The organism is Glycomyces mayteni (assembly GCF_042428885.1).
Taxonomy (GTDB): Bacteria; Actinomycetota; Actinomycetes; order Mycobacteriales; family Micromonosporaceae; genus Glycomyces; species Glycomyces mayteni.
On sequence record NZ_JBHMBP010000002.1, the window covers coordinates 1,110,285 to 1,134,580 of the forward strand.

A 24,296-nucleotide genomic window follows, 5' to 3' on the forward strand; every position below is an offset into this window, starting at 1 on the left:
TGATCGGAGCTGATCATGAGCGACATCCACATCGGCAGGCGAGGCCTGCTCCGGGCGACCGGCGGCGCCGCGCTCCTCGCGGCGGCGGGCGGCACCGCCGCCTGCGGCGACGGCGCGGGCACCGGCGAGGCCCAGACCCTGAGCGAGACCGGCGTCGAGCTCCCCTCCTACATTCCGGCCGAGATCGCCGCTCCCGACCTCGCGGCCACCGAGGACGGCGTCCTCGCCGGGTACTACTCGTTCCCGCGCGACCTTGCCGACGCGTTCGACGCGCCGCCCGCCGACGGCGCGGGCACGGTCTCGATCCTCACCAACATGTTCAACCCGGTCCCGCCCGGCCCCGGCGACAACGCCTACTGGCAGGCCGTCAACGCCTCCGTCGGCGCCGAACTCGACATCACCATGACGCCCGCCGCCGACTACCTCGCGAAGCTCTCCACGATCATCGCGGGCGGCGACCTCCCCGACATGCTCCTGGTCTCCGCGAGCCTCGCCAACCGCTCCGACGTGCTCGCGAACCTCTGCGCCGACCTGTCCGGGCACCTCTCGGGCGACAAGATCGCCGACTACCCGTACCTCGCGAACTTCCCCACGGACTCCTGGCTCCCCAGCGTCTACAACGGCGGCCTGTACGGCATCCCCAACCCGCGCGCGATCGTCGGCACCGTCATGTTCGCCCGCGGCGACCTCTTCGCCGCCAAGGGCCTCGACCTCGCGCCCGGCAGCTTCGACGAGTTCCTGGAGACCGCCACCGCCCTCACCGACCCCGCCGCCAACCGGTGGGCCTTCGGCAACCCGCGCGGCCTCATCACCTACGTGGGCAACATGCTCGGCGTCCCCAACGTGTGGCGCGAAGAGGGCGGGAAGTTCACCAACGAGTACGAGACCGAGGAGCGCCGCGAAGCCGTCGCCCGCGTCGCCGAGATGATGGCCGCCGGGCTCTTCCACCCCGACGCGGCCTCCGAGAACATCAACCTCCGCGACCTGTTCGGCAACGGCACCATCGCGATCGGCCCCGACGGCTACGCCGCCTGGGACATCCTCGCCGACACCTACGGCGTGGACGTCCAGGGCATCCCGGCCCCCTCCTACGACGGCAACGGCGAGGCCGTCCACCGCGCCGGGACCGCCAGCTTCGGCCTCATGGCCTTCAAGCAGGCCGACGACGACCGCATCGCGCAGCTCCTCAATGTGGCCAACTGGCTCGCCGCGCCCATCGGCTCCACCGAGTACATGCTCCGCAAGTTCGGCGTCGAGGGCCAGCACTTCGAGTGGGACGGCGACACGCCCGTCAAGACCGCCCTGGGCTCCAACGAGACCACCGTCCCCTTCGAGTACGTCACCGACGCCGCCCCCATCCTCGGCCCCCGCGACAAGGCCCGCGTCGACGCCCAGCGGGCCTTCCAGGAGACCGCCGTCCCGCGCGTCCTCCGCGACCCCTCCATCGGGCTCTACTCGAACACCGCCGTCGACAACGCGGGGGAGCTGGCCGAGATCATCAAGGCCGCCGAACTCGACATCGTCTCCGGCCGCAAGGGCATCGAGGCGTGGGACGAGGCCGTGGACGCCTGGCGCGCCGCGGGCGGCGACGCGATCCGCGCCGAGTTCGAGGCCGCCGTCGACACCGCCTCCCCGTCCCCGTCCGAGAGCGCCTGATGGGCGCCCCGCCCATGGCCGGCACCCGGACCACCGCACCGGCGGACGGACCCCACGCGGGTCCGCCGCCGGGCGCGGCCCGGCCCCGCCGGAAGCGGCGCGCGCAGCGCTTCCGCAGGGACAGGTTCCTGCTGCTCCTCGCGCTGCCCGGAATCGCGGTCGTCCTGCTGTTCCACTACCTCCCCCTGGCCGGGAACGTCATCGCGTTCAAGGACTACCAGCCGTACATCGGCATCAACGACTCCCCGTGGGTCGGGTTCGCGAACTTCTCGGTCATCTGGAACGGCGACCCCGAGTTCCTCAACGCGCTCACCAACACGCTCCTCATCTCGTTCGTGCAGGTCGCGTTCGTCTTCCCCATCCCGATCGCGCTCGCGCTGCTGCTCAACTCGCTCCTGTCCGAGCGCCTCAAGCGCCTCGTCCAGTCGGTGCTGTACCTGCCGCACTTCATGTCCTGGGTGGTCGTCGTCGCGATCTTCCAGCAGATGCTCGGCAACGCCGGGCTCCTCAACACCTTCCTGCGCACGCACGAGCTCGGCGACGTCTCGCTCCTGGGCAACCCCGACCTGTTCCTGCCGCTCATCACCGCGCAGGTCATCTGGAAGGACGCCGGCTGGGGCACCATCATCTTCCTCGCCGCGCTGTCGCGAGTGGACACCGAGCTGTACGAGGCGAGCGCCGTGGACGGCGCCTCGCGCTGGCGCCAGCTCTGGCACGTGACCCTGCCGAGCATCCGCGGCGTCGTGGTGCTCCTGCTCATCCTCAAACTGGGAGACGCGCTGACCGTGGGCTTCGAACAGATCATCCTGCAACGCGACTCGGTGGGCGCCGACGCCTCCGAAGTGCTCGACACGTACGTGTACTACAACGGCGTCATCGGCGGCGACTGGGGCGTCGCGGCCGCGGTCGGCCTCGTCAAGGGCCTCGTCGGCCTGGTCCTGGCGTACCTCGCGAACAAGTTCGCGCACCTCCTCGGCGAGAGCGGGGTGTACCAGAAATGACCGCCGTCGCCAGCCGCAGACCCGTGCGCCGCAACGTCAACGGCACGCCCCCGCCCGGCATCGCGATGCGCGGCGCCAAAGGCGTCGTGCTCATCCTCGCCTGCGCCTTCGTGGTCGTCCCGTTCCTCGCCGTGGTCTCCACGAGCCTCGCCGACCAGCAGCAGATCACCGCGGCCGGCGGCTACGTGCTGTGGCCCGAGCGGCCCAACCTCGACGCGTACCGCGCGGTCCTCTCCGGAGGCGTCGTCACCAGGGCCCTGTTCGTCTCGGTCGGCGTGACCCTCGTCGGCACACTGCTCTCCCTCGCGTGCACCGCGCTCCTGGCGTACGCGCTGTCGCGGCCCGGGTCCTTCGCCCACAAGCCGCTGCTCATGACCGTCCTGTTCACCCTGTTCTTCACGCCCGGGATCATCCCGATGTACCTGCTGATCAGGTCGATCGGCCTGCTCGACTCGTACTGGGCGCTCATCCTGCCGGTCCTGGTGAACGCCTTCCAGGTGCTCATCATGCGCGCGTTCTTCATGGAGATCCCCCGCGAGCTCACTGACGCCGCCCGCATCGACGGCGCGGGCGAGCTCCAGATCCTCACCCGGATCGTCCTGCCGCTCTCCAAGGCCGTGCTCGCCGTCATCGGCCTGTTCCAGGCCGTCGCGTTCTGGAACGCGTTCTTCAACGCCGTCCTCTACATCAACGACACCGCCAAATGGCCCCTGCAACTGGTCCTGCGCACCTACGTCGTCGACAACACCTCCCTCGGCGTCGACGGCACCGAACTCGCCGGGACCGCCATGCCCGCCTCCCAGTCGATCCAGATGGCGATCCTCGTCGTCAGCCTCGTCCCCATCGCCCTCGTCTACCCGTTCCTCCAGCGCCACTTCGCCAAAGGCGTCCTCATCGGCGCCGTCAAAGGCTGAGGCGCCACCGCTCGCACCACCCCCGCCGTCACGAAGGAGTGACCACCATGAGCACCGACCACGCCCCCGAACCCCGCACCCTCACCCGCCGCGGCCTCACCGCGCTCGGCCTCGGCGGCCTCGCGGGCGCCGCCCTCGCCGCCCCCGCCCGCGCCAGCGACGGCCAGGGCGACCGCCTCGCCCAGCTCGCGGGCGCCGAACCCGTCGCCAGCGTCGCGGACCTCCGCGAACAGGCCGGGACCGCCCCCGGCGAGACCGCCTACCTCCTCGGCTACCACGCCGACGCCCCCGGCCGCGGCGGCGGCCTCGTGTTCTGGGACGCCGACTCCACCGCCGACGACGACGGCGGCACCGTCTTCGCCGTCGCGGGCACCGCCACCGGCCGCTGGCGCCGCCAGATCGAGTCCTACGCCGACCTCTCCTGGTTCGGCTGGCGCGGCGACGGCGAGGCCGAACCCGACGACGACGCCGCCGACTCCACGGCCCTCCAAGCCGCCGTCGCCGCCCTCCCCGCCGGCGGCACCATCGCCATCGGACCCGGCATCGTGCTGCTGCGCACCACGATCGACGTCCTGCGCGTCCCCATCACCTTCGCCGGGGCCGGGCACACCGACAGCCTCACGACCGGCACCCAGATCCTCGTCGACACCGGCACCGCCGACGGCTTCCTCCTCACCGGCATGCACGGCGGGGGCTTCCGCGACATGCAGATCCGCGGCACCGGCCTCGAAGGCGGCTCCCTCGTGCGCACCCAGCGCGCCGGGACCGAGAAGGACGACGGCAACTACATGATCGCCTTCTCCAACGTGCGCTTCCGCGACGGATACAACGGCACCACCCTCCGCGGCTGCAACACGATCCGCTTCCAGAACTGCGTCTGGAACACCTTCTCCGGCGAGCACGTCGTGCTGCTCAACGGCGTCGCCGACGACAACCGCGCCGACCCCATCGAGTTCGTCCAGTGCGGCATCGCCGCCGGACCCGACAACACCACCACCGACAACGTCATCGTGGACGGCCTCGGCGGCTCCCTCAAGTTCATCGCCACCGCCATCCTCTTCGGACACCACGGCCTGTGGATGCGCAACACCACCGGCACCACCGCGCTCCCGAAGTTCGTGTACTTCGAAGGCGGCGGCTTCGAGAACACCCACGGCGTCTCCGTCCTCCTCGAACGCGGCGCCCAGGCCCAGTTCGCCAACACCTACATCTCCACCGACGGCGAAGACGACCTCGTGCGCGTCGGCCCCGACTTCACCGGCAGCGCCACCTTCACCGGCTGCGTCATCCGCGGCGCGGGCCGCAACGGCATCGACTTCGCCTCCAGGCGGCTCACCGTCTCCGGGTCCCTCATCGGCAACAACGGCCGCACCGCCCACACCGACTTCGCCCGCGGCCTCGACGCGGTCGGCGACAACGGCGACGGCGCCTTCCGCGTCACCACCGCGGCGGCCCACGGCTGGGAGACCGGCGACCGCGTCACCGTCTACGACGCCGCCGGAACCGAAGCGGCGAACGGGAAGTGGACGATCACCGTGATCGACGACGACACCTTCGACCTCCAGGGCTCCGACGCCTCCGGCTCCTACACCGGCGGCGGCTCCGCCTACCGCCACGGCGCGGGGATCAACATCCGCGACGGCGCCACCCGGGTCGTCGTCACCGGCAACGCCGTCGGCGGGTTCGTCGGCGACGGCACCAACCGCCAGGACTACGCCCTCGTCACCGCCGCACCCGACGTCCTCGTCTCCGCCAACGACCTCAACGGCAACCACGCCGGCGGCCTGCTCATGCGGACCGCCCCCACCGCCGAGACCCGCATCTGGGGCAACAAGGGCACCGGCGACGTGGACGGCTGGTTCGCCGCCCGCATCGACGGCGCGGTCGCGAACGGCGCCTACGACTTCCCCGGCGCCCTCTACGTCGCGGGCGAACGCGTCACCGTCGTCAAGACCGCGCTCGCCGTCGCCGCGGGCGGCTGCTCCGTCCGCTTCGCGGTGGACGGCGAAGCCGCCACCGGGGCCGTCGCCGCCACCGCCGAGCCCGCCGTCAAGACCATTACCACCGCCGCCGTGGTCGACGGCTCCGCGACGCCGAAGCGCATCGGCCTCATCGTCCAGAGCGCCACCGCCGACGCCGCCGACCTCACCGTGCAGTTCGGCTACCGCCGCGCCGGATGACCCCCGCGCCGTCCGCCGCCCCCGGAGGCGGCGGACGGCGCCCGGACCGCTGAATCCCGGACCCCCGCCTCGTCTGTACCGGTAGCGGCGCCGCACCGGCGCCCCTGAGACCGGGAGACCCGCGCATGACCGCCACCGAACCCCGAGCCGGGAACGCCGTCCGGACCCTGAGCCCGCGACTGGCCCTGGTGCTGCTGGCACTGCCCTCGATGCTCATCGCGATCGACATCAGCGTGCTCAGCGTCGCGCTCCCGCAGATGGCCGCCGACCTGCGGCCGACGCCGGCCGAACTGCTGTGGATGAACGACATCTACGGCTTCATGGTGGGCGGCACCATGATCACGATGGGCGCGATCGGGGACCGGATCGGGCGGCGGCGGCTCATCGTGTGGTGCTCGGCGGTGTTCGCCCTCGCGTCGGCGGTGGCGGCGTTCGCGGTGGAGCCGTGGATGATCATCGCGATGCGGGCCGTCATGGGCGTGGCGGGGGCGGCGATCATGCCCGCGTCGATGGCCCTCATCGGGCGGCTGTTCCCCGACCCGAAGCAGACCGTGCGGGCGATGGGCGCGTACATGGCGTGCTTCCTGACCGGCATGGCCGCCGCGCCGCTCATCGGCGGGCTGATGATGGCGCAGTGGTGGTGGGGCTCGGTGTTCCTGCTGGGCGTGCCGGTCATGCTCGTGACGCTGCTCTTGGCCCCGCGGCTGCTGCCCGAGTACCGGGCCGAGTCCGCCGGGCGGATCGACCTGCTCAGCGCCGCGCTGTGCCTGGCCTCGATCCTGCTGGTCGTGGCCGCCCTGAAGCTCCTCGTCAACAGCGGATGGTCCTGGGAGGCGGGGGCCGCGGCCGCCGCCGGGCTCGGCCTCGGCTGGGTGTTCGTGCGCCGCCAGCGGGCCCTGGACGACCCGCTCGTGGACCTGGCACTGCTGCGCCGCCCCGGCGTCGCGCGCGTCATGTGGGTGCTGTTCCTGACGGCCCTGCTCATGGGCGGGACCTCGCTGTTCTGGGCGTTCTACCTCCAAGACGTGCAAGGGCTCACGCCGCTGTCCGCGGCCCTGTGGCTGCTGCCCTCCACCGTGGCGATGATGTGCGCCTCGAACCTCGGGCCGTGGCTCGGCCAGCGCATGGCGCCCGCCAAGGTCGTCATGATCAGCCTCGCGGTGATGACCGCCGGGTTCGCCTGCTACACGACCGCCACGAGCGGCCCGGCCGGGATCGCCGCGATGGTCGCCGGGAGCGTGCTCGCCACGGCCGGGATCGGGGCGGCGTTCCCGTTCCTGATGAACGACGTGATCTCGCGGGCCCCGCAGGAGCGGGCCGGTTCCGCGGCGTCGTTCGTGCAGACCGCCAACGAGATCGGGATCGCGACGGGCCTGGTGGTGCTCGGCAGCGTCGGGACCGTGGTCTACCGCTCCCGCATGGGCGCCGACTCCGGGTCCTGGGTGGACGGCTTCCGCGACGCGGCGCTCAACCCCGAACTGCTGCAACGCGTCAGCGAGTCCTTCACCGCCGGGTTCCGCACGGTCGGCCTCACGGGCCTCGCCGTCATGGCGGTCGTGCTGGTCCTCTACGCGGCCCGCGCCCGCACCGCGGACTAGCGGACCACCAGCGAGAACGGCACCTCGTGGTGCCCCGGGTCGATCTTGTCGGGCGAGGCGATGATGTCGAGCACGCGGTTCGCGAGCGCCTCGCGGCCCGGGGCCACAGTGGAGAACGCGGGGATCGAGTAGCGGCCGTCGGCGATGTCGTCGAAGCCCATGACGCGCACCCGCTCCGGGACGGCGAGCCCGCGCACCCCGAGCGTGTACATGGCCCCCAGCGCGAGCGAGTCGTTGAAGCACAGGAGACCGTCGAATGCGGACCCCGCGTCGATGAGCCGCTGCGCCGCGAGCGCCCCCTCGGCCCGGTTGAACTCCTGCACGTGCCCCGTCAGGGCGTCGTCGAGCGCCATCCCGGCCCGGCGCAGGGCCAGCGCGTAGCCGTCGAAGCGGTCGCGGGAGGTCTCCGCGGGCCCCTCGTCCTGCACGCCGATCGTGGCGATCCTCTTGCAGCCCTGGGCGATCAGCTCGGCGGTGGCGGCGGCCGCGGCGGCGACGTTGTCGATGCCGACGTGGTGCTCCCGCTCGCCCGCGACGCGCTCGCCGTGCTCGCCGACGAGGACGAGCGAGACGTCCCGGCGGCGGTGCTCCACGTCGGCGGCGTCGAGGCCGAGGGGGCTGAGGATGAGGCCGTCGATGGCGGGCAGGCCGGTGCCGTCGAGCGCCTCCAGTTCGCGCTCGCGCGAGCCGCCGGTCTGGGACACCAGGACCGTGAGGTTCCGGTCGCGGGCGACGTCCACGAAGACCGAGGCCAGCTCGGCGAAGTACGGCTCGGCGAGCGTCGGCAGCGCGAGCGCGAGGACCCCGCTGGAGCCGCGGCGGAGCTGGCGCGCGGCGAGGTTCGGGCGGTAGCCCAGCTCCTCGATCGCGACCAGGACCTTCTCGCGGACCTCGGCCCCCACCCAGCCGGTGTTGTTGACGACGTTCGAGACGGTCTTGGCGCTGACGCCCACGCGCGCGGCGATGTCGGCGAGGGTGACGCGGGGTTGGGCCATGGGACTCTCTCTGTGAGGACGGGGCGTGAAAACGCTCAGTCGATGATAGCGGCCCGGCTGGTACATTCAACGTTGAATTAGACCGATGAGGGAGTCGCGAATATGAACAGCCAGTCGCCGGTCCACGGCATCCGGGCCAGCCGCCAGGAGGTCGCGCGGCCGCGGCCGCAGATGCTCCGGGAGTCGTTCCTCGACCTGAGCGGGGAGTGGGGGTTCGCCCACGACGACGGGGACCGCGGGCTCGCCGAGGGGTGGTGCGACGGCCGGGCCCTGCCGCGGTCGATCACGGTCCCGTTCCCGCCGGAGTCGGCGGCGTCCGGGATCGGCGAGACCGGGTTCCACCCGGTGGTCTGGTACCGCCGCGAGCTCGCCGCCGCCGACCTCGACGCGGTCGGGCACGGGCCCGGACGGCGCCTGATCGTCCACTTCGGCGCGGTCGACTACCGCGCGAGCGTGTGGCTCGACGGGCGCCTGGTCGGCGCCCACCAGGGCGGGCACACGCCCTTCGCGCTCGACCTGACCGACCACCTCGGCGCGGGACCGCACGCGCTGGTGGTGCGCGCCGAGGACGACCCGCACGACACCGCCCAGCCCCGCGGCAAGCAGGACTGGCACGAGGACCCGCACGCCATCTGGTACCACCGCACCACCGGGATCTGGCAGCCCGTGTGGCTCGAATCCGTTGCGGCCCTGCACGTCACGGGCATCCGCTGGACCTCCGACCTCGCCCGCGGCACCGCCACCGCGCAGGTGGGCCTGAGCCGCCGCGCCGACGAGGACGTGACCGTGCGGATCGCCCACGAGGGCGCGGTGATCGGCGAGGCGCGGGCCCGCGCGGGCGGCTCCCAGGTCACCGTGACCGTCCCGCTCGCCGGGCAGGACAACGGCCAGAACTACGAGCGGCTGCTGTGGCGGCCCGGCTCGCCGGTGCTCCTCGACGCCTGGGTGGGCGTGGGGGAGGACGCCGTGGCGAGCTACCTCGGGCTCCGCTCGGTCGGCGCGGCCGACGGCCGGTTCCTGCTCAACGACCGCCCGGTGGTGCTGCGCTCGGTGCTCAGCCAGGGCTACTGGCCCCGGACGCACCTCGCCGCGACCGAGCACGACCTGCGGCGCGAGGCCGAGCTCATCGCGGAGCTGGGCTTCAACTCCGTGCGGGTCCACCAGAAGGTCGAGGACCCGCGCTTCCTGTACCACGCCGACCGGCTCGGGCTCCTGGTCTGGGGCGAGATGCCCGCGACCTACAGCTTCTCCGACGAGGCCGTCGCCCGCACGGTCGCGGAGTGGACCGAGGCGGTGCGCCGCGACGCCTCGCACCCCTCGATCGTGACCTGGGTGCCGCTCAACGAGTCCTGGGGTGTGCAGCACATCGCCTCCCGCGAGGACCAGCGCGTGTTCGCCGAGGCGCTCTACCACCTGACGAAGGCCCTCGACCCGACCCGCCCGGTCGTCTCGAACGACGGCTGGGAGCTGGGCACCTCCGACCTGTGGACGGTCCACGACTACGAGTCCGACGGCGGCGTGCTCGCCGACCGGTACGACGTCCCGGAGGCGGACCTGCGCGCCTACATCGGCGGCATCGGCCCCTCGGGGCGGCGCATCCGCCTGCAGGGCACCGTGGACGGCGGCGAGCCGGTCATGCTCACCGAGTTCGGGGGCGTCAAGTGGGCCACCGGGCCCGAGGCCGACGACGCGTGGGGCTACTCCGAGGCGGCGAGCGCCGAGGACTACGACCGCCGCGTCGGCGACATCCTGCGGGCCGTCCAGGGCGCCTCGATCGGCCACCGCGGCCGCCGGACCGGGCTCGCGGGCTGGTGCTGGACGCAGCTCACCGACACGCTCCAGGAGGTCAACGGCCTGCTGACGGCCGAGCGGGAGCCGAAGCTGCCGATGGAGCGGCTGCGCGCGCTCGTGCTCGGCGAGGACGACCGGAAGTAGCCGGCCGAAACCGGCCGTTGCCCCGCGCGAGGGGCGTGTGATAGCGTTCGCCAAATAGTTCAGCGTTGAACTGGATTCGCCTTAGTTCAACGCTGAACTACCCCGGCAGGACAATGTCCGTCCAGCCACTGAGGAGGATCCATGTCAAGAATGAAGACGGTCGCGGCCCTCGGCGCCGCAGCGGCGCTCGGGCTCACCGCGTGCTCGAATGGCGGCACCCACGAGGCCGCCACCTCGTTCGCCGCCGACACCGAAGCCGAGATCACCTTCACCTGGTGGGGCAATGAGGAGCGGGCCGACTGGATGAACCAGGCCCTCGACCTCTTCAACGAGGAGTACCCCAACGTCGAGGTCGTGCGCAACTTCAACGCCTGGGGCGACTACTGGACCGCCCGCAACACCGAGGCCGCCGGCCAGGCCCTCCCCGACGTCCTCATGATGGACGCGGGCTACCTCGGCGAGTACGCCGACAAGGGCCTGTTCCTCGACCTCGGCGCCTACCAGGGCGGCCTGCTCGACACCAGCGGCTACGCCGACACCCTGCTCCAGTCCGGCACCGTGAACGACCAGCTCGTGGGCGTCCCCATGGGCTACAACGCCTGGTCCATGATGTACAACAAGGACCTGCTCGACGAGGTCGGCGTCCCCTACCCGACCGACGACATGACCCTGGACGACCTCGAAGCCTACGTCCTCCAGGTCAACCAGGCCGGCGCCTCGCACGACCCCGCGATCTACGGCGCCTCCGACTACACCGGCGGCTTCCCCGGCTTCATCTACTCCCGCATGCAGGAAGGCGAGCCCGTCTTCACCGAGGACGGCGGCCCCGCCTTCGACGAGCAGGACGTGGTCGACTACCTCGACTCCGTCGCCGACCTGCGCGACAACGGCGACTTCTACCCGATCGAGCGCACCGTCGCCCTCGACCCGCTCGGCGGCTTCCTCGGCGGCGAGGCCGCGCTCTGGTTCAACTTCTCCACCACCGTCGCCCAGGCCATGAGCGACATCGGCACCGAGAACATCGGCATGGTGCAGGCCCCCACCGCGAACGGCCAGCACGTCCTCGCCGACCACCCGAGCATGCTCCTCTCCGTCGCCGCCAACTCCGACCAGCCCGACGCCGCCGCCGTCCTGGTCGACTTCCTCGCGAACTCGCCCGAGGTCAAGGCCATCTTCGGCGCCTCCCTCGGCGCGCCCCCCACCGAGGAGGGCCGCGCCGCCGTCGAGCAGTCCACCTCCGACTCCGTCGACTTCGGCTACCTCGACGCCGTCGCGGACGAGATCACCGAGAGCTACCCGCTCCTGCCCTCCGGCTACGGCTCCATCGAGGCCAAGTGGGGCGAGCTCCACGAGCAGCTCCTCTACGGCGACATCGACACCGACCAGCTCGCCGAAGAGCTGTTCGCCGAAATGGACATGCTCCTCGGATGACGACCGTGCGCCGACGCGCCCGCGACCGCTCGACCCGCGCGGGATACGCGTTCCTCTCACCGTGGCTCATCGGGTTCCTCGGCCTCACCGCCGGGCCGATGATCGCGTCCCTGTACCTCTCGTTCACCGACTACAACCTCTTCACCGCACCGCAGTTCATCGGGTTCGAGAACTACCAGCGGCTCCTGACGGACTCCAACTTCCACCAGGCCGCCAAGGTCACCGCCCTGTACGTGGTCTTCGGGACCCCGATCAAGCTCGCCGCCGCGCTGGGAGTCGCCATGCTCCTGCACAACTCCCGGCGCGGCCAGGGCTTCTACCGCTCGGCCTACTACCTGCCCTCGCTCATCGGCGGCAGCGTGTCGATCGCGATCGTCTGGAAGGCCATGTTCATCGACGAGGGCATCGTGGCCCAGATCGGGTCCGTCTTCGGCGGCCCCGACGCCTCGGCGGGCGGCTGGGTCGGCGACCCCGGCCGCACGCTCCCGATGCTCATCCTGCTCACCGTGTGGCAGTTCGGCGCCCCCATGGTCATCTTCCTCGCGGGCCTCAAGCAGGTCCCCGCGGAGATGTACGAGGCCGCCGAAGTGGACGGCGCCGGACCCGTGCGCCGGTTCTGGAACATCACCATCCCGCTGCTGTCCCCGGTGCTGTTCTTCAACCTGCTGCTGGAGACGATCCACGCGTTCCAGATCTTCAACTCCGCGTTCATCATCTCCAACGGCTCGGGCGGACCCGCCCAGTCGACGCTGTTCTACACGCTGTACCTCTACTTCCGCGGCTTCCGCGACTTCCAGATGGGGTACGCGTCCGCGATGGCCTGGGTCCTGGTGATCGTGGTCGGGCTCATCAGCCTCCTGCTGTTCCGCAGCTCGAAGTCGTGGGTGCACTACTCGGGAGACGACCGATGAGCCGAACCAAGAACGCACGCCGCACCCGCGGGTCGATCCTGTTCCACGCCTTCGCACTCGCCGTGCTCGTGGTCATCCTCTACCCCGCGGTGTGGATGCTCATGAGCTCCTTCAAGCCCAGCAGCGAGATCATCGGCGAGGTGAGCCTCCTGCCGACCGGCGGCGGCCTCCAGAACTACGCGAAGGCCCTGGAGGGCATCGGCGGGATCTCGTTCTGGACCTTCGTCCTCAACTCGCTCGTCCTCGCCGTCGGCTCGGTGGTCGGCATCGTGCTGTCGTGCTCGCTCGCCGCCTACGGGTTCGCGCGCGTGAAGTTCCGCGGCCGGAACGTCTTCTTCGTGTGCATGATCGCCACGATGCTCCTGCCGTTCCACGTCGTGATCATCCCGCAGTACATCGTGTTCAACAACCTCGGCATGATCAACACGTACTGGCCGCTGCTCCTGGGCAAGTTCCTCGCCACCGACGCGTTCTTCGTGTTCCTGATGATCCAGTTCATCCGCGGCCTGCCGCGCGAACTCGACGAGGCCGCCGTCATCGACGGCGCCGGGCACCCGCGGATCTTCTTCTCGATCATCCTGCCGCTCATGAAGCCCGCGCTGGTCACCTCCGCGATCTTCGCGTTCATCTGGTCGTGGAACGACTTCTTCGGGCCGCTGCTGTACCTCAAGGAGCCCGGCATGTACACGATGCCGCTCGCCTTGCGGCTGTATGTGGACCAGACCTCGACCTCCGACTACGGCGCGCAGATGGCGATGGCGATCCTGGCGCTGCTCCCGGTGCTGCTGTTCTTCTTCGCCTTCCAGCGCCAGCTCGTGGGCGGCGTCGCGACCCAGGGGCTCAAGGGATGAGCGCGCAGTCCGCACCGCGGCCGCGCCGGGCCCCGGACCACCTGGTGCGCTTCGGCGGCGGCGCCCTCGGGCTGTTCGGCGAGATGATCGTCGTCGGCCTCGTGGTCACCGCGCTGTCGCTCCCGCTGGTGACGGCCCTGGCGGCCGTCGCCGCCGGGACCCGGCACCTCGACCGCCACGCGTCCGACCACGGCGACGGCCTCGGCGACCTGCTGCGGTCCGCGTGGCGGGCCCTCCGGACCGGCTGGGCCGCAAGCCTCGTCGTCGCGCTCGCCGTGGCCCTCCTCGGACTGAACGTCGCGCTCGGCGTCCAGGGCCTCGTGCCCGGCGGCACGCCGCTCGCGGTCGTCAGCGCGGCCTTCGCCCTGGTCATCGCCGTGGTCGCAGTGCGGGCGGCCTCCCTGTGGGAGCCGTCCGCCGACTGGCGCGACCTCTTCCGCGAGGCCGCCGCGCTCACTACCGCCGACCCGGTCGGCACCGCCTACGTCCTCATCGGACTCGGCGTCGCCGCTGTCGTCGCCTGGATGTTCCTGCCGCTCATCGTCATCGCACCCGGAATGCTCGCCGTCGCCCTCATCGCGGCGCGGCGCCGCGCCCTCGCCTAGCACCGCCCCCGACAGCCGACCGATCCCCGACACCTCCAGCAAGCACCCTCACACGGGAGTTGACAATGACGTCACCACACGGGCCCGGTCGGCTGTCGCGCCGCGGGCTGCTGCGGACCGGCACGCTCACCGCGGGCGCCCTCGCGTTCGCCACCGCCGTGTCCCCTTGGGCCGCACAGGCACAGGAGACCGATGCCGCCGACGGCCCGCTCTGGCTCCGCTACCGCGAGCCCGCCGACCCCGACCTCCTCGCCCAGTACCGCGCCGCCTTCAAACGCGTCGCCGTCTTCGGCGACGACCCCCTGATCGCCAACGCCGAGAACGAGGTCCGCCGCGCCCTGACCGGCCTCACCGGGACCGCGCCCGCCAGCGGCGGGCCGGGAGCCTACGGCACACTCGTCATCGGCACCGCCGACGCGTCCCCGCACCTGCGGATCGAGGACCCCGAGGCCCTCGGCGCGGAGGGCTTCGCGATCCGCGTCCAGCGCGCCGGGCACCGCGTCAAGCGCGTCACCGTGGCCGCGAACGCCCCCGCGGGCGTCCTCTACGGCGTGTTCCACCTGATCCGACTGCTCCAGAACGGCACCGCGCCCGCCGACCTCACCGCCACCGAGGCCCCCGACACGCGGCTGCGGATGCTGAACCACTGGGACAACCGCGACGGCTCGGTCGAGCGCGGCTACGCCGGACGCTCCCTCTTCGACTGGGACGCGCTTCCCGAACTCTCCGAACGCATGACCGACTACGCGCGCCTGACCGCCTCGATCGGGATCAACGCCGCCGTCCTCAACAACGTCAACGCCGACGCGGCGTTCATCGAAGCGCCGATGCTCGCGAAGCTCGCCCCGCTGTGCGCGATGCTCGCGACCTGGGGGATCAGCCCGTGGCTGTCCCTGAACTACGCCAGTCCGATCGTCCTCACCGCGGACGACGCGGACCCGATCACCACCGCCGACCCCGAGGACCCGCGCGTCCAGGACTGGTGGGCCGCGAAGATCGCCGAGGTCAAGGCGGCGATCCCCGCGCTCGGCGGGTTCCTCGTCAAGGCCAACTCCGAGGGCCGCCCCGGCCCGCTCGACTACGGCCGCACGCACGCCGACGGCGCGAACATGCTCGCCCGCGCCGTCGCCCCGCACGACGGCCTCATCGTGTGGCGCTCCTTCGTCCACGAGGACTTCGGCGACTGGGCCGAGTACCAGCACCGCGTGTTCGCCCCGCTCGACGGCGAGTTCGACGACAACGTCATCGTCCAGACCAAGAACGGCCCCATCGACTTCCAAGTCCGCGAACCCGTCCACCCCCTGTTCGGCACCCTCAATCGCACCAACCAGATGGCCGAACTCCAGATCACCCAGGAGTACACCGGCCAGGCCGGGCACGCGGTGTTCCTCGCTCCGATGTGGCGCGAAGTCCTCGACTTCCCCACGGGCGGGCCCGGAACCGGTCCCACCGTCGCGGAGGTCGTGTCCGCCGACCGCGCCGGACTCGCGGGCGTCTCCAATTTCGGGGACGCCGAGAACTGGACCGGCTACCACCTCGGGGCCGCGAACAGCTACGCCTTCGGACGGCTCGCCTGGTCCACCGGCGCCGACCCGGGCGACCTCGCCGCCGAGTGGACCCGCATGACCTTCGGCCTCGACGCGGACGACACGGCCGTCGTCGCGGGCGTCCTGCTCGACTCGTGGCGCACCTATGAGGACTACACCGCCCCGCTCGGCATGGGCTACTTGAGCAACCCCGGCGGCGCGCACTTCGACCCCGACCCGGTCGGCACCGTCACGCAGTCGCACCACAGCACCGGCGCGGGCACCGGCTTCGACCGGACCGCCGCCACCGGCAGCGGCTTCACCGGCCTCTACCCCGAGGCCTGGGCCGAGGTCTACGAAGACCTCGACACCGTCCCCGACGAACTGCTCCTGTTCATGCACTGGGTGCCCTACGACCACCGGCTGCGGTCCGGCTCCACCGTCATCCAGCACATCTACGACACGCACTTCCACGGCGTGGAGCGCGTGCGCGAGTTCGCCGACGCCTGGGCCGGGCTCGCCGGAAGCGTCGACGCCGACCGCCACGCCGCCGTCGCGGACGCGTTCGCCGCGCAGATCGGCCACGCCACGACCTGGCGCGACGCGATCGTGGCGTTCTTCTTCGACCTCGGCCGCATCTTGGACGAGGACCGATCCTGGACCCAGGTCGCCGTCCCCGGCGAGCGGGTCCTCACCGGCGGCTGGGGCAACCGCGTCGCCGTCGAGGTCACCAACGCGAGCGGCGAGGCCCGCGAGCTGACCGCCCGCCTCGTCCCCGCCGAAGGCGACTGGGGCGCAGCCGCTCTGGAGGTGGGATCGGGCGAGACCGCCACCGCGGTCCTCCCGGTCGAACCGCCCCTGAACGGCTGGGAAGGCCCGGTCGACGTGGCGATCGCACCCGAAGGGACCGTCCTCGGCGGCCGCGGCCTCCGCTTCCTCACCGCCCCCGCCGGGCAGCGCTGCCACCTCGCCCTCGACGCCGGGACCGACGGCTCGCCCGTGCAGCCCGGCTACCGGCGCCTCACGCCCGCGACCGAATGGTCCGAGGCCCAAGGCTTCGGCTGGGTCGCCGGCCCCACCCCGAACGGGCGCGACCGGAACGTCCTCGAACCGCTCACCGCCGACCTCGTGGGCCACGCGAGCGCCTGCACCCTCCGCATCGCCGTCCCGGCCGGGCGGCACACCGCCCAGCTCCTCATCGGCGACCGCGGCGCCCGCTGCCGCCCCTTCACGATCACCGTCGGCGGCACCGAGACCACGACGCCCGACCTCCCCTCCGGCGCCTTCGCCTGGGTGGACCTGGAACTCGAAGGCGGCACCGCCGACCTGGTCCTCACCGGCATCGACGACTGGTGGAAGCTCGCCGCGCTCGTGATCCCCGACCCGGACGCCCCGCTCCCGCCGGTGCGCGTCCACGCCGCCACCGCCGAACCCGTGTGGTGGACCGACGGGACCTACGACGTCGTCGCGGCCATTGCCAACAGCGGCGACACCGACGCGGAAGTCACCGTGGAAGTCGCCGTCCCCGACGGCTGGACCAGTGAGCCGGTCACCGCCACCGTCCCCGCCGGGACCGAACAGGACGTCGCCGTCCCGGTCACCGCCGGACCCGAACCGGCCATCGAGCGGCTCCCGCTCACCGTCCGTGCAGGGGGGACCGAGCTCGAAACCGGCAGGCTCGTGGAGGTCGTCGCCGCCCCCGACCCGGCCCGCGCCGCGCTCGCCCTCGACGCCGGACCCGACGCCGAGTCCGTGGTCCCCGGCTACGCGGCCCTCACCCCCGAGAGCGACTGGGACGCCGACCGCGGCTACGGCTGGAACGGCGCGCGGCCCGACGCCCGCGACCGCCGCAACACCGACCTGCTGCGCCGCGACCTCGTCGTCGCCACCACTGAGCGGACCCTCGACCTCGCGATCCCCGCAGGGCCGCAACGGGTCTGGGTCCTCACCGGCGACCCGCTCACCGACTCCGCGATCACCGTCGTGTCCGAGCACGGCGCGGAACTGGGCCGCTCCGGCCCGGCCACGCTGCCCTCGCGCGCGATGACCTGGTTCTCCTTCGACCTCGACGGCGGCCCCGAAGGCCGCATCGCGTCCCTGGCCCTCACCGGCAGCGGGCTCAACAAGATGTGGCGCATCGCCGCGCTCGCCGTCCTGCCCCAGTGAACCCGCTGATAGAGAGGCACCCCCAATGCGAAGATCCACACTGGCCGTCGCGTTCACGGCCGTGCTCGGCCTGCTGGCCGTCGGCCCGCCGGTCGCGGCCGACCCCGGCGACGCGCCCGGAACCTACGAGAACCACATCATGGACGACCTGGCCGACGCGTTCTCGGACCCGTCGATCATCCAGGGCAAGGACGGCTACTGGTACGCCTACGCGACCCAGACGAGCCTGCGCAAGGACAACCGCGGCGGCCCCTGGGACGACCAGTACTTCATGCCGATCATGCGCTCGCAGGACCTCGTGGACTGGGAGTACGTGGGCGAGGTCTTCGGCCGCGACAACCACCCCGAGTGGCGCGACTTCGAGAAGACCTACTACTGGGCCCCCGACGTGCGCTACATCGACGGGCTCTACTACCTCTACTACGCGGCCGCGGGCGGCGGCGGGCCGCGGAACCAGATCGGGCTGGCGACCGCGCCGACCCCGGCCGGGCCGTGGACCGACATCGGGCACCCGGTGATCGAGGAGGACGACGGCGCCAACCAGATCGACCCGGCGCTGTTCGTGGACGACGACGGCGCCAAGTACCTCTACTACGGCTCGTTCAAGGACGCGGGCGTGCGCGCCGTCGAGCTGAACGCCGAAGGCACCGCGCCCGTGGGCGACTCGGTGCAGGTCGTGGGCAGCCGCCAAGGGGAGGCGCCCTACGTCGTCAAGCGCGACGGCTTCTACTACCTCTTCTACTCCGGCCTCGGCTGCTGCGAGCGCGAGAAGGGCGGCTACCCGGTGTTCGTGGGCCGCTCCGACAATCCGCTGGGCCCGTTCACCGACCGCGACGGCGACAGCCTCACCGGGCTCTACCCCGGCGGCACGATCGTGAACTCGCCCAACGGGAACCGCTGGGTCGCCTCCGGCCACTCGGCGAACGTCGTGGACCACTCGGGCCAGGAGTGGATCCTCGTGAACGGCTTCGACCGCTTCGAGGAGGACCTCACCTGGGGCGGCCGCCCCACCCTGATGGACCGCCTCGACTGGATCGACGGCTGGCCCACGGTCAACGCCGGGGCCTGGTCGAGCGACGGCCCGCAGACCGCGCCGGTCGGCGCCTGGGACGCGGGCAGCCGCTTCGAGGACGGCCTCGACGGGTTCACCGCCGCCGGGCCCGGCCGCTGGAAGACCGGCTCGGACGACCTCTCCGGCGGCTTCGCCTCGAACACCGCGAACTCGCCCGTGCCCTCGTTCCTGCTCCCCGCGGACGGGCCCACCGGCGACGTCCGCCTGGAAGCCGATATCCGCGTCGCCGACGACCGCGGCCGCGCCGGCCTCGTCCTGGGCTACAAGGACTCCCGCAACAACGCCGTCGCCTGGGTCGACGGCTCGGGCCTGCTCACCGTGGAGGTGCAGCGCCACGGCCGCGTCGTGGAACGCCGTGAGTCCCAGGCCTACGAGGGCCTCGACCTCGCCGCCTGGCACTCGCTGACCGCCGTGGTCGAGTCGGGGACCGCGCACGTCGAACTCAGTGCCTCGCTGCTCGGGATGCCGCTCGCCGAACTCGACGTGGACGTCCCCGACTGGACCCCCGGCGGCGCGGCCGCGGTCCGCGGCGCCGCACAGATCGACAACCTCGGCGCGACCGCGCTCTACGAGCCCGTCACCGAGCCGATCGCCGACCCGGAGGTCGGCGGGCTGATCTTCGGCGAGGAGTTCGACGACGCGGACCTCGCGGGCTGGGACTGGTTCGGCGCCCCCGACGGGCAGGTCCAGGACGGCGCGTACGTGTGGCCGACCCAGGACGCGGACCTGAGCGGCAAGGGCGCCATGGCATCCGCGCTCCTGCACGACGCTCCTGAAGGGACCTACACGGTGGAGGCCCGGCTCCGCCTGCCGATCTCGGAGGACCCGGCGACGGACGAGTCGCAGCGGCCGCAGGCGGGCCTCGTCGCGTTCCAGAGCCCGTCCAGCTCGATCCACCTGGCGCCGGTCAGGAACGGCCCGTCCGGGCAGGTGCTCCTGTGGATCGGCCGCGACCGGAACCCGTGGCCGGAGATGCAGGTCGGCACCGCCGCCGACGACATGTGGCTGCGCCTGCGCCACACCGTGGACCCGGACACCGGCGAGCACCTGTTCCAGGCGGCCACCAGCCGCGACGGCGTCGAGTACACCTGGGGCGGCGTCTGGACCCTCCCGGCGGGGACCGACCCGCGGATCGGACTGGTGTCGATGGCCGGGGAGGGCCTGACGGCCACTTTCGACTACGTGCGCTTCTACGAGTAGGGAGCACGCGGGGCGGGGCACTGCCCCGCCCCGCGCGGCCCTCAGGCGGGTTCCCGCCGGGCGCGGAGGACCGTGTCGTGCGTGTGGTGCGCGCCCTCGGGAGGCGGGGTGGCGCGGGGGCGGGTCTCGTCGGCCTCGATGCGCCAGCCCTCGCCGAGGCGGCGGGCGATGTCGGCGGGGTGGACGTAGTCGTCGAAGTCGAAGCCTTCAGGCCCGCGACCGGGCGCGGGTCGGGCGTGGCCGACGACGAGGAGCGTCCCGCCGGGGGCGACCGCGTCGAGGAGGCCCGTGACGGCCGCGGGGCCGCTGGAGCGGAGGATCGGGAAGTACTGGGCCGTGACCAGGTCGAACGAGGCGCGCGGCGGGGGAGTCGCGGCGAGGTCGCCGCGGGACCAGGCGATGCGGTCGGCGACATGGGCCCCGGCCGCGGCGGCGCGCTCCAAGGCGACGCGGGAGAGGTCGATGGCGGTGACCCGCCAGCCGCGCTCGGCGAGCCAGACCGCGTCGGCGCCCTCGCCGCAGCCGACGTCGAGCGCCTGGCCGGGCGCGAGGCCCCCGGCCTCGGCCACGAGCACCGGGTTCGGCCTCCCGCTGAACAACCGCTCGCGGCTCGCGTACCGCTCGTCCCAGACTTCCGCGTCCATCACGGTCCCCTTCCATCGGCTCCCGCCACGGTCCACCACCGGACCCGCTTCCGGCAACGTTTGTTGCCGGACCGGCAAACCGGCCCCGTGGCCGCGGCGACAGGGCGCGGCTAGCATCGGAGCCGCCGGGCCCGGGCGGGCCCGAAGGGGAGGGACACCATGAGGATCGTCGTCGTCGGCGGCAGCGGCCACATCGGCACGTACCTGGTCCCGCGCCTGGTGCGCGCGGGCCACGAGGTCGTCAACATCAGCCGCGGGCAGCGCGCCGCCTACGCGGAGTCGCCCGAGTGGGCGCAGGTCGAGCAGGTGACCGCCGACCGCGAGCGCCAGGACGCCGAGGGCGTCTTCGGCGACACCGTCGCCGCCCTGCGGCCCGACGCCGTCGTGGACCTCGTGTGCTTCACGCCCGAGTCCGCCGCGGCCCTGGTCGAGCGCCTGCGCGGCGAGACCGGGCACCTGCTCCACTGCGGCACCGTGTGGCGCTACGGCGTCAGCCACCGCTCCCCGATCCGCGAAGGCGAGGGCACGCCCCCGTTCGGCGAGTACGGGACGCAGAAGGACGCCATCGCGCGGATGCTCAAGGCCGAGACCGAGTCCGGCGGCCTCGCCACCACCACGCTCCACCCCGGCCACATCGTCGGCCCCGGCTGGCACCCGATCGGCCCGCTCGGGAACCTCGACCCCGAGGTGTGGCGCACCCTCTCTGCCGGGCACACCCTGCGCATCCCCGGGATCGGCGCCGAGCACATGCACCACGTCCACGCCGACGACGTGGCCCAGGGCTTCGCGAACGCGATCGAGCGCCCCGAGGCCGCGTCCGGCGAGGACTTCCACCTGGTCGCCCCCGCGGCGATGAACGTGCGCGGCCTCGCCGAGGCCGCCGCTTCCTGGTTCGGCCGCACCGCCGACCTGGAGCCGGTCACCTGGGACGAGTTCCGCGCGGGCACGACGCCCGAGCACGCCGACGCGAGCTGGGAGCACCTGTCGCGCAACCACGTCCTCTCCATCGACAAGGCCCGCGCCCTCCTCGGCTACGAGCCCGCGCACCAGAGCGACGCCGCGATCCTGGAGGCCGTCCGCTGGCTCGTCGACCACGACCGCCTCGACGTGGCGCGGCCGCTGGTGGTCTGACCGCCGGGGCCCCGGCCTGGCGGGGGCGCTATACGATGGGCCCGCTTGCGCGCCTTGGCAGGACCGAGCACCCGGCAGCCCCCGCACCCCGTCGCCGTCCGGCGACCCGCCCAGAAGGACGCCCATGCCCCGACCCGTGCCCGGACCCGGGGCGCTCGCCGCCTACATCCAGACCGGCGCCCGCGACGCCCGCATCGCCTACCGGGAGCTGGACGAGCGGGAGCGCCTCGCCTACGGCGACACCGTGCGCCGCGTGTACGCGACCGCGGTCGCCCACCACTTCGGCGGCCCCGCCGAGGGCGACGCGCTGGAGGAGTTCATCGAGCGCGTCGAAGCCCGGCACCCGCACTACCGGGGCGGCGTCAAGCGCGTCCTGCGCGCCACCGCCGAGAAGGGCAAGGGCATGGAGCCGCGGCAGGTCCTCACCGCGCAGCACCTCGTCATCCGCGAGATCGCGAAGCTCCACCCCGGGTTCCGCTCCCGCGCCGAGCGCATCGTGGAGGCCGCGTCCCGCACGCTCGTCGGCGCGGGACCGGGCTCGCCCGCGGACGACCCGGAGTTCACCGGCACCGACGTCGACCGGATCGGCTCGGTGACCGTGGCCCTCGACGGGACGCTCCAGGACCTCGCCCTGCACCGCGGCGCGGAGCGCCTGGGCGGCAAGCTGATCGCCGCGTGCCTCATCCGCGCGTGGGTCGAGGCCGAGAAGCAGCGCTGGGACTACGCGGACCTGCTCGGCAAGCACGACGCGTTCCCGCGCATCGGCTCCGGGAAGGGCGGCGGCGACACCGCCCGCTGGGAGGCCTACTCCGAGACCGGGCTCAGCCGCGCCACAGTGGACAGGTACGGCCGGATGCGGGACCTCGTCTTCATGCGCACGGCCCTGTTCGGCGAGGACGGCCGCCACGGCCTCGCCGCCGACGTCGGCGAGGCGGTCACCGCCGCGCAGCACCGCCTCTACTCGTCCTGGTGACGGACGAACGGGCCGCACATCCGGCAAGGGAGCGGCCCGTTCGCGATCGCGGGGACTACACGGTTTCGAGCCGCTTGTCCTTGGGCTGCTCCGGGATCTGGGGCGCGTCGTGGTCGTCCACGAGCGTCGCCTCGTTGAACGGGTCGCGGCCCGCGAACACCCGGACGGCCTGCTCCCGGTCGAACTCCTTCGTCCACGTGCCGATGAGCACCGTGGCGACGGCGTTGCCCGCGAAGTTGGTGAGCGCCCGCGCCTCCGACATGAACCGGTCGATGCCGAGGATGAACCCGACGCCGTCCACCAGCTCCGGACGGTGCGACTGGAGCCCGCCCGCGAGGGTCGCGATCCCGGCTCCCGAGACGCCCGCCGCGCCCTTGGAGGCGATGATCATGAAGACCAGCAGGGAGATCTGCTCGCCGATGCTCAGCGAGTCGCCCTGCGCGGTGGCGATGAACAGCGTCGCCATCGTCAGGTAGATCGCGGTGCCGTCCAGGTTGAACGAGTACCCGGTCGGCACGGTGATGCCCACGACCGGCTTGCTCACCCCGAGGTGCTCCATCTTCGCGATGAGCCGCGGCAGCGCCGACTCCGACGACGAGGTGGACACGATGAGCAGGAACTCCCGGCCCAGGTACCGCAGCAGCTGGAACAGGTTCACCCGCGCCGCCAGCCACAGCACCGTCCCGAGCACGCACACCACGAACACCAGGCACGTCGCGTAGAACCCGAGCATGATGACCGCGAGGCCCTTCAAAGCGGCCCAGCCGGTCTCGCCGACCACGGCCGCGATCGCGCCGAACGCGCCCACGGGCGCCACCCACATGATCATCGCGAGGATGCGGAACACGAGCTTCTGGAGGTGCCCGATGCCGCGCAGCAGCGGCTCGCCCGCCGGCCCCATCTTCTGGAGCGCGAACCCGGCCAGCAGCGCCACCAGCAGCGCCTGGAGCACGGAGCCGGACGTGAACGCCGACGCCATGCTCTCGGGGATGATCCCCAGCAGGAAGTCCACGGTGCCGTGGCTGCCCGCCTCCGACGCCTGCTCCTGCGCCGTCGCCGCCGCGGTCGGGTCGAGGTGCATCCCCTCGCCCGGGTGCAGCAGGTTGCCCACGACCAGGCCGATCGCCAGCGCGAACGTCGACATCAGCAGGAAGTAGCCGAGGGCGATGAGCCCGACCCTGCCGACCTTCGCGGCCTTGGCGACCGAGCCGATCCCGAGCACGATCGTGCAGAAGATGATCGGGACGATCATCATCTTGATGAGGGCCACGAACCCGGTGCCCAGCGGCTTGAGCTGCTTGGCGAACTCGGGGAACGCGAAGCCGACGACGATGCCGAGGACCACGGCGACGATGACGGCGAGGTACAGGAAATGGGTGCGGTCGCGGCGCTTGGGGGGCTGCGGCGGGGAAGACATCTTCGGCTCCTCAACGGGGGATATGGGGGTTGACAACCGAAGTATCCGGGCCCTTGTGAAGCAAGTCACCATTCTGTTCATTTCGGTCGC

General features: G+C 72.2%; 17 protein-coding genes. 14 read left to right on the forward strand and 3 right to left on the reverse strand.

The features are described 5' to 3' along the window. Nucleotides 1–15 precede the first annotated feature (15 nt). From ACFFXY_RS11735 to ACFFXY_RS11755, 5 genes are all read left to right on the forward strand, one after another. On the forward strand, nt 16–1,656 hold the full coding sequence (locus tag ACFFXY_RS11735; protein ID WP_382350098.1) for an extracellular solute-binding protein: 1,641 nt from the start codon (nt 16–18) through the stop codon (nt 1,654–1,656). 14 nt (nt 1,657–1,670) lie between these two features. After that, entirely contained in the window at nt 1,671–2,657 is a 987-nt protein-coding gene (locus ACFFXY_RS11740; RefSeq protein ID WP_382350101.1) for an ABC transporter permease, read from the forward strand. Further along, entirely contained in the window at nt 2,654–3,571 is a 918-nt protein-coding gene (locus ACFFXY_RS11745; RefSeq protein WP_382350104.1) for a carbohydrate ABC transporter permease, read from the forward strand. Before ACFFXY_RS11740 ends, ACFFXY_RS11745 begins: the two co-directional genes overlap by 4 nt. A gap of 47 nt (nt 3,572–3,618) precedes the next feature. Further along, a complete protein-coding gene (locus ACFFXY_RS11750; RefSeq protein WP_382350107.1) occupies nt 3,619–5,751 on the forward strand; it encodes a putative phage tail protein in 2,133 nt (710 codons plus the stop codon). A gap of 125 nt (nt 5,752–5,876) precedes the next feature. After that, a complete protein-coding gene (locus tag ACFFXY_RS11755) occupies nt 5,877–7,349 on the forward strand; it encodes an MFS transporter (protein ID WP_382350110.1) in 1,473 nt (490 codons plus the stop codon). On the opposite strand, the gene ACFFXY_RS11760 is transcribed toward ACFFXY_RS11755, so the two are convergent. Next, on the reverse strand, nt 7,346–8,344 hold the full coding sequence (locus tag ACFFXY_RS11760; RefSeq protein WP_382350113.1) for a LacI family DNA-binding transcriptional regulator: 999 nt from the start codon (nt 8,342–8,344) through the stop codon (nt 7,346–7,348). The genes ACFFXY_RS11755 and ACFFXY_RS11760 overlap by 4 nt on opposite strands. 102 nt (nt 8,345–8,446) lie before the next feature. On the opposite strand from ACFFXY_RS11760, the gene ACFFXY_RS11765 reads away from it, so the two are divergent. From ACFFXY_RS11765 to ACFFXY_RS11795, 7 genes are all read left to right on the forward strand, one after another. Beyond that, nucleotides 8,447–10,279: a glycoside hydrolase family 2 protein gene (locus ACFFXY_RS11765; RefSeq protein ID WP_382350116.1), complete on the forward strand. Its 1,833-nt coding sequence runs from the start codon at nt 8,447–8,449 to the stop codon at nt 10,277–10,279. A gap of 141 nt (nt 10,280–10,420) precedes the next feature. Further along, on the forward strand, nt 10,421–11,710 hold the full coding sequence (locus ACFFXY_RS11770) for an ABC transporter substrate-binding protein (RefSeq protein WP_382350119.1): 1,290 nt from the start codon (nt 10,421–10,423) through the stop codon (nt 11,708–11,710). Next, nucleotides 11,707–12,621: a carbohydrate ABC transporter permease gene (locus tag ACFFXY_RS11775; protein WP_382350121.1), complete on the forward strand. Its 915-nt coding sequence runs from the start codon at nt 11,707–11,709 to the stop codon at nt 12,619–12,621. Before ACFFXY_RS11770 ends, ACFFXY_RS11775 begins: the two co-directional genes overlap by 4 nt. Continuing rightward, nucleotides 12,618–13,472: a carbohydrate ABC transporter permease gene (locus ACFFXY_RS11780; protein ID WP_382350124.1), complete on the forward strand. Its 855-nt coding sequence runs from the start codon at nt 12,618–12,620 to the stop codon at nt 13,470–13,472. Before ACFFXY_RS11775 ends, ACFFXY_RS11780 begins: the two co-directional genes overlap by 4 nt. Beyond that, nucleotides 13,469–14,077, forward strand: coding sequence for a hypothetical protein (locus tag ACFFXY_RS11785; RefSeq protein ID WP_382350127.1), 609 nt, complete (start codon nt 13,469–13,471; stop codon nt 14,075–14,077). The genes ACFFXY_RS11780 and ACFFXY_RS11785 overlap by 4 nt, the downstream gene beginning before the upstream one ends. Nucleotides 14,078–14,142: 65 nt before the next feature. Beyond that, entirely contained in the window at nt 14,143–17,769 is a 3,627-nt protein-coding gene (locus ACFFXY_RS11790; RefSeq protein WP_382350130.1) for an alpha-glucuronidase family glycosyl hydrolase, read from the forward strand. Nucleotides 17,770–17,794: 25 nt separating this feature from the next. Continuing rightward, nucleotides 17,795–20,041, forward strand: a complete 2,247-nt coding sequence (locus tag ACFFXY_RS11795) for a glycoside hydrolase family 43 protein (protein ID WP_382350133.1) — start codon at nt 17,795–17,797, stop codon at nt 20,039–20,041. A 41-nt stretch (nt 20,042–20,082) separates the two neighbouring features. On the opposite strand, the gene ACFFXY_RS11800 is transcribed toward ACFFXY_RS11795, so the two are convergent. Then, entirely contained in the window at nt 20,083–20,685 is a 603-nt protein-coding gene (locus ACFFXY_RS11800; RefSeq protein ID WP_382350135.1) for a class I SAM-dependent methyltransferase, read from the reverse strand. 159 nt (nt 20,686–20,844) lie between these two features. On the opposite strand from ACFFXY_RS11800, the gene ACFFXY_RS11805 reads away from it, so the two are divergent. Further along, entirely contained in the window at nt 20,845–21,816 is a 972-nt protein-coding gene (locus ACFFXY_RS11805; protein WP_382350138.1) for an NAD-dependent epimerase/dehydratase family protein, read from the forward strand. A gap of 124 nt (nt 21,817–21,940) precedes the next feature. Beyond that, on the forward strand, nt 21,941–22,789 hold the full coding sequence (locus ACFFXY_RS11810; RefSeq protein WP_382350141.1) for a hypothetical protein: 849 nt from the start codon (nt 21,941–21,943) through the stop codon (nt 22,787–22,789). Between the two features lie 55 nt (nt 22,790–22,844). On the opposite strand, the gene ACFFXY_RS11815 is transcribed toward ACFFXY_RS11810, so the two are convergent. Beyond that, a complete protein-coding gene (locus ACFFXY_RS11815; RefSeq protein WP_382350144.1) occupies nt 22,845–24,206 on the reverse strand; it encodes a cation:dicarboxylate symporter family transporter in 1,362 nt (453 codons plus the stop codon). Between the last annotated feature and the right edge of the window lie 90 nt (nt 24,207–24,296).

What these genes read in the sequence shown, in the direction of transcription:
- ACFFXY_RS11780 (WP_382350124.1), top strand. Translation starts at nt 12,618, where the DNA reads ATGAGCCGAACCAAGAACGCACGCCGCACCCGCGGGTCGATCCTGTTC.
- ACFFXY_RS11765 (WP_382350116.1), top strand. Translation starts at nt 8,447, where the DNA reads ATGAACAGCCAGTCGCCGGTCCACGGCATCCGGGCCAGCCGCCAGGAG.
- ACFFXY_RS11795 (WP_382350133.1), top strand. Translation starts at nt 17,795, where the DNA reads ATGCGAAGATCCACACTGGCCGTCGCGTTCACGGCCGTGCTCGGCCTG.
- ACFFXY_RS11805 (WP_382350138.1), top strand. Translation starts at nt 20,845, where the DNA reads ATGAGGATCGTCGTCGTCGGCGGCAGCGGCCACATCGGCACGTACCTG.
- ACFFXY_RS11755 (WP_382350110.1), top strand. Translation starts at nt 5,877, where the DNA reads ATGACCGCCACCGAACCCCGAGCCGGGAACGCCGTCCGGACCCTGAGC.
- ACFFXY_RS11785 (WP_382350127.1), top strand. Translation starts at nt 13,469, where the DNA reads ATGAGCGCGCAGTCCGCACCGCGGCCGCGCCGGGCCCCGGACCACCTG.
- ACFFXY_RS11740 (WP_382350101.1), top strand. Translation starts at nt 1,671, where the DNA reads ATGGCCGGCACCCGGACCACCGCACCGGCGGACGGACCCCACGCGGGT.
- ACFFXY_RS11775 (WP_382350121.1), top strand. Translation starts at nt 11,707, where the DNA reads ATGACGACCGTGCGCCGACGCGCCCGCGACCGCTCGACCCGCGCGGGA.
- ACFFXY_RS11735 (WP_382350098.1), top strand. Translation starts at nt 16, where the DNA reads ATGAGCGACATCCACATCGGCAGGCGAGGCCTGCTCCGGGCGACCGGC.
- ACFFXY_RS11770 (WP_382350119.1), top strand. Translation starts at nt 10,421, where the DNA reads ATGTCAAGAATGAAGACGGTCGCGGCCCTCGGCGCCGCAGCGGCGCTC.
- ACFFXY_RS11760 (WP_382350113.1), bottom strand. Translation starts at nt 8,344, where the DNA reads ATGGCCCAACCCCGCGTCACCCTCGCCGACATCGCCGCGCGCGTGGGC.
- ACFFXY_RS11810 (WP_382350141.1), top strand. Translation starts at nt 21,941, where the DNA reads ATGCCCCGACCCGTGCCCGGACCCGGGGCGCTCGCCGCCTACATCCAG.
- ACFFXY_RS11815 (WP_382350144.1), bottom strand. Translation starts at nt 24,206, where the DNA reads ATGTCTTCCCCGCCGCAGCCCCCCAAGCGCCGCGACCGCACCCATTTC.
- ACFFXY_RS11750 (WP_382350107.1), top strand. Translation starts at nt 3,619, where the DNA reads ATGAGCACCGACCACGCCCCCGAACCCCGCACCCTCACCCGCCGCGGC.
- ACFFXY_RS11790 (WP_382350130.1), top strand. Translation starts at nt 14,143, where the DNA reads ATGACGTCACCACACGGGCCCGGTCGGCTGTCGCGCCGCGGGCTGCTG.
- ACFFXY_RS11745 (WP_382350104.1), top strand. Translation starts at nt 2,654, where the DNA reads ATGACCGCCGTCGCCAGCCGCAGACCCGTGCGCCGCAACGTCAACGGC.
- ACFFXY_RS11800 (WP_382350135.1), bottom strand. Translation starts at nt 20,685, where the DNA reads ATGGACGCGGAAGTCTGGGACGAGCGGTACGCGAGCCGCGAGCGGTTG.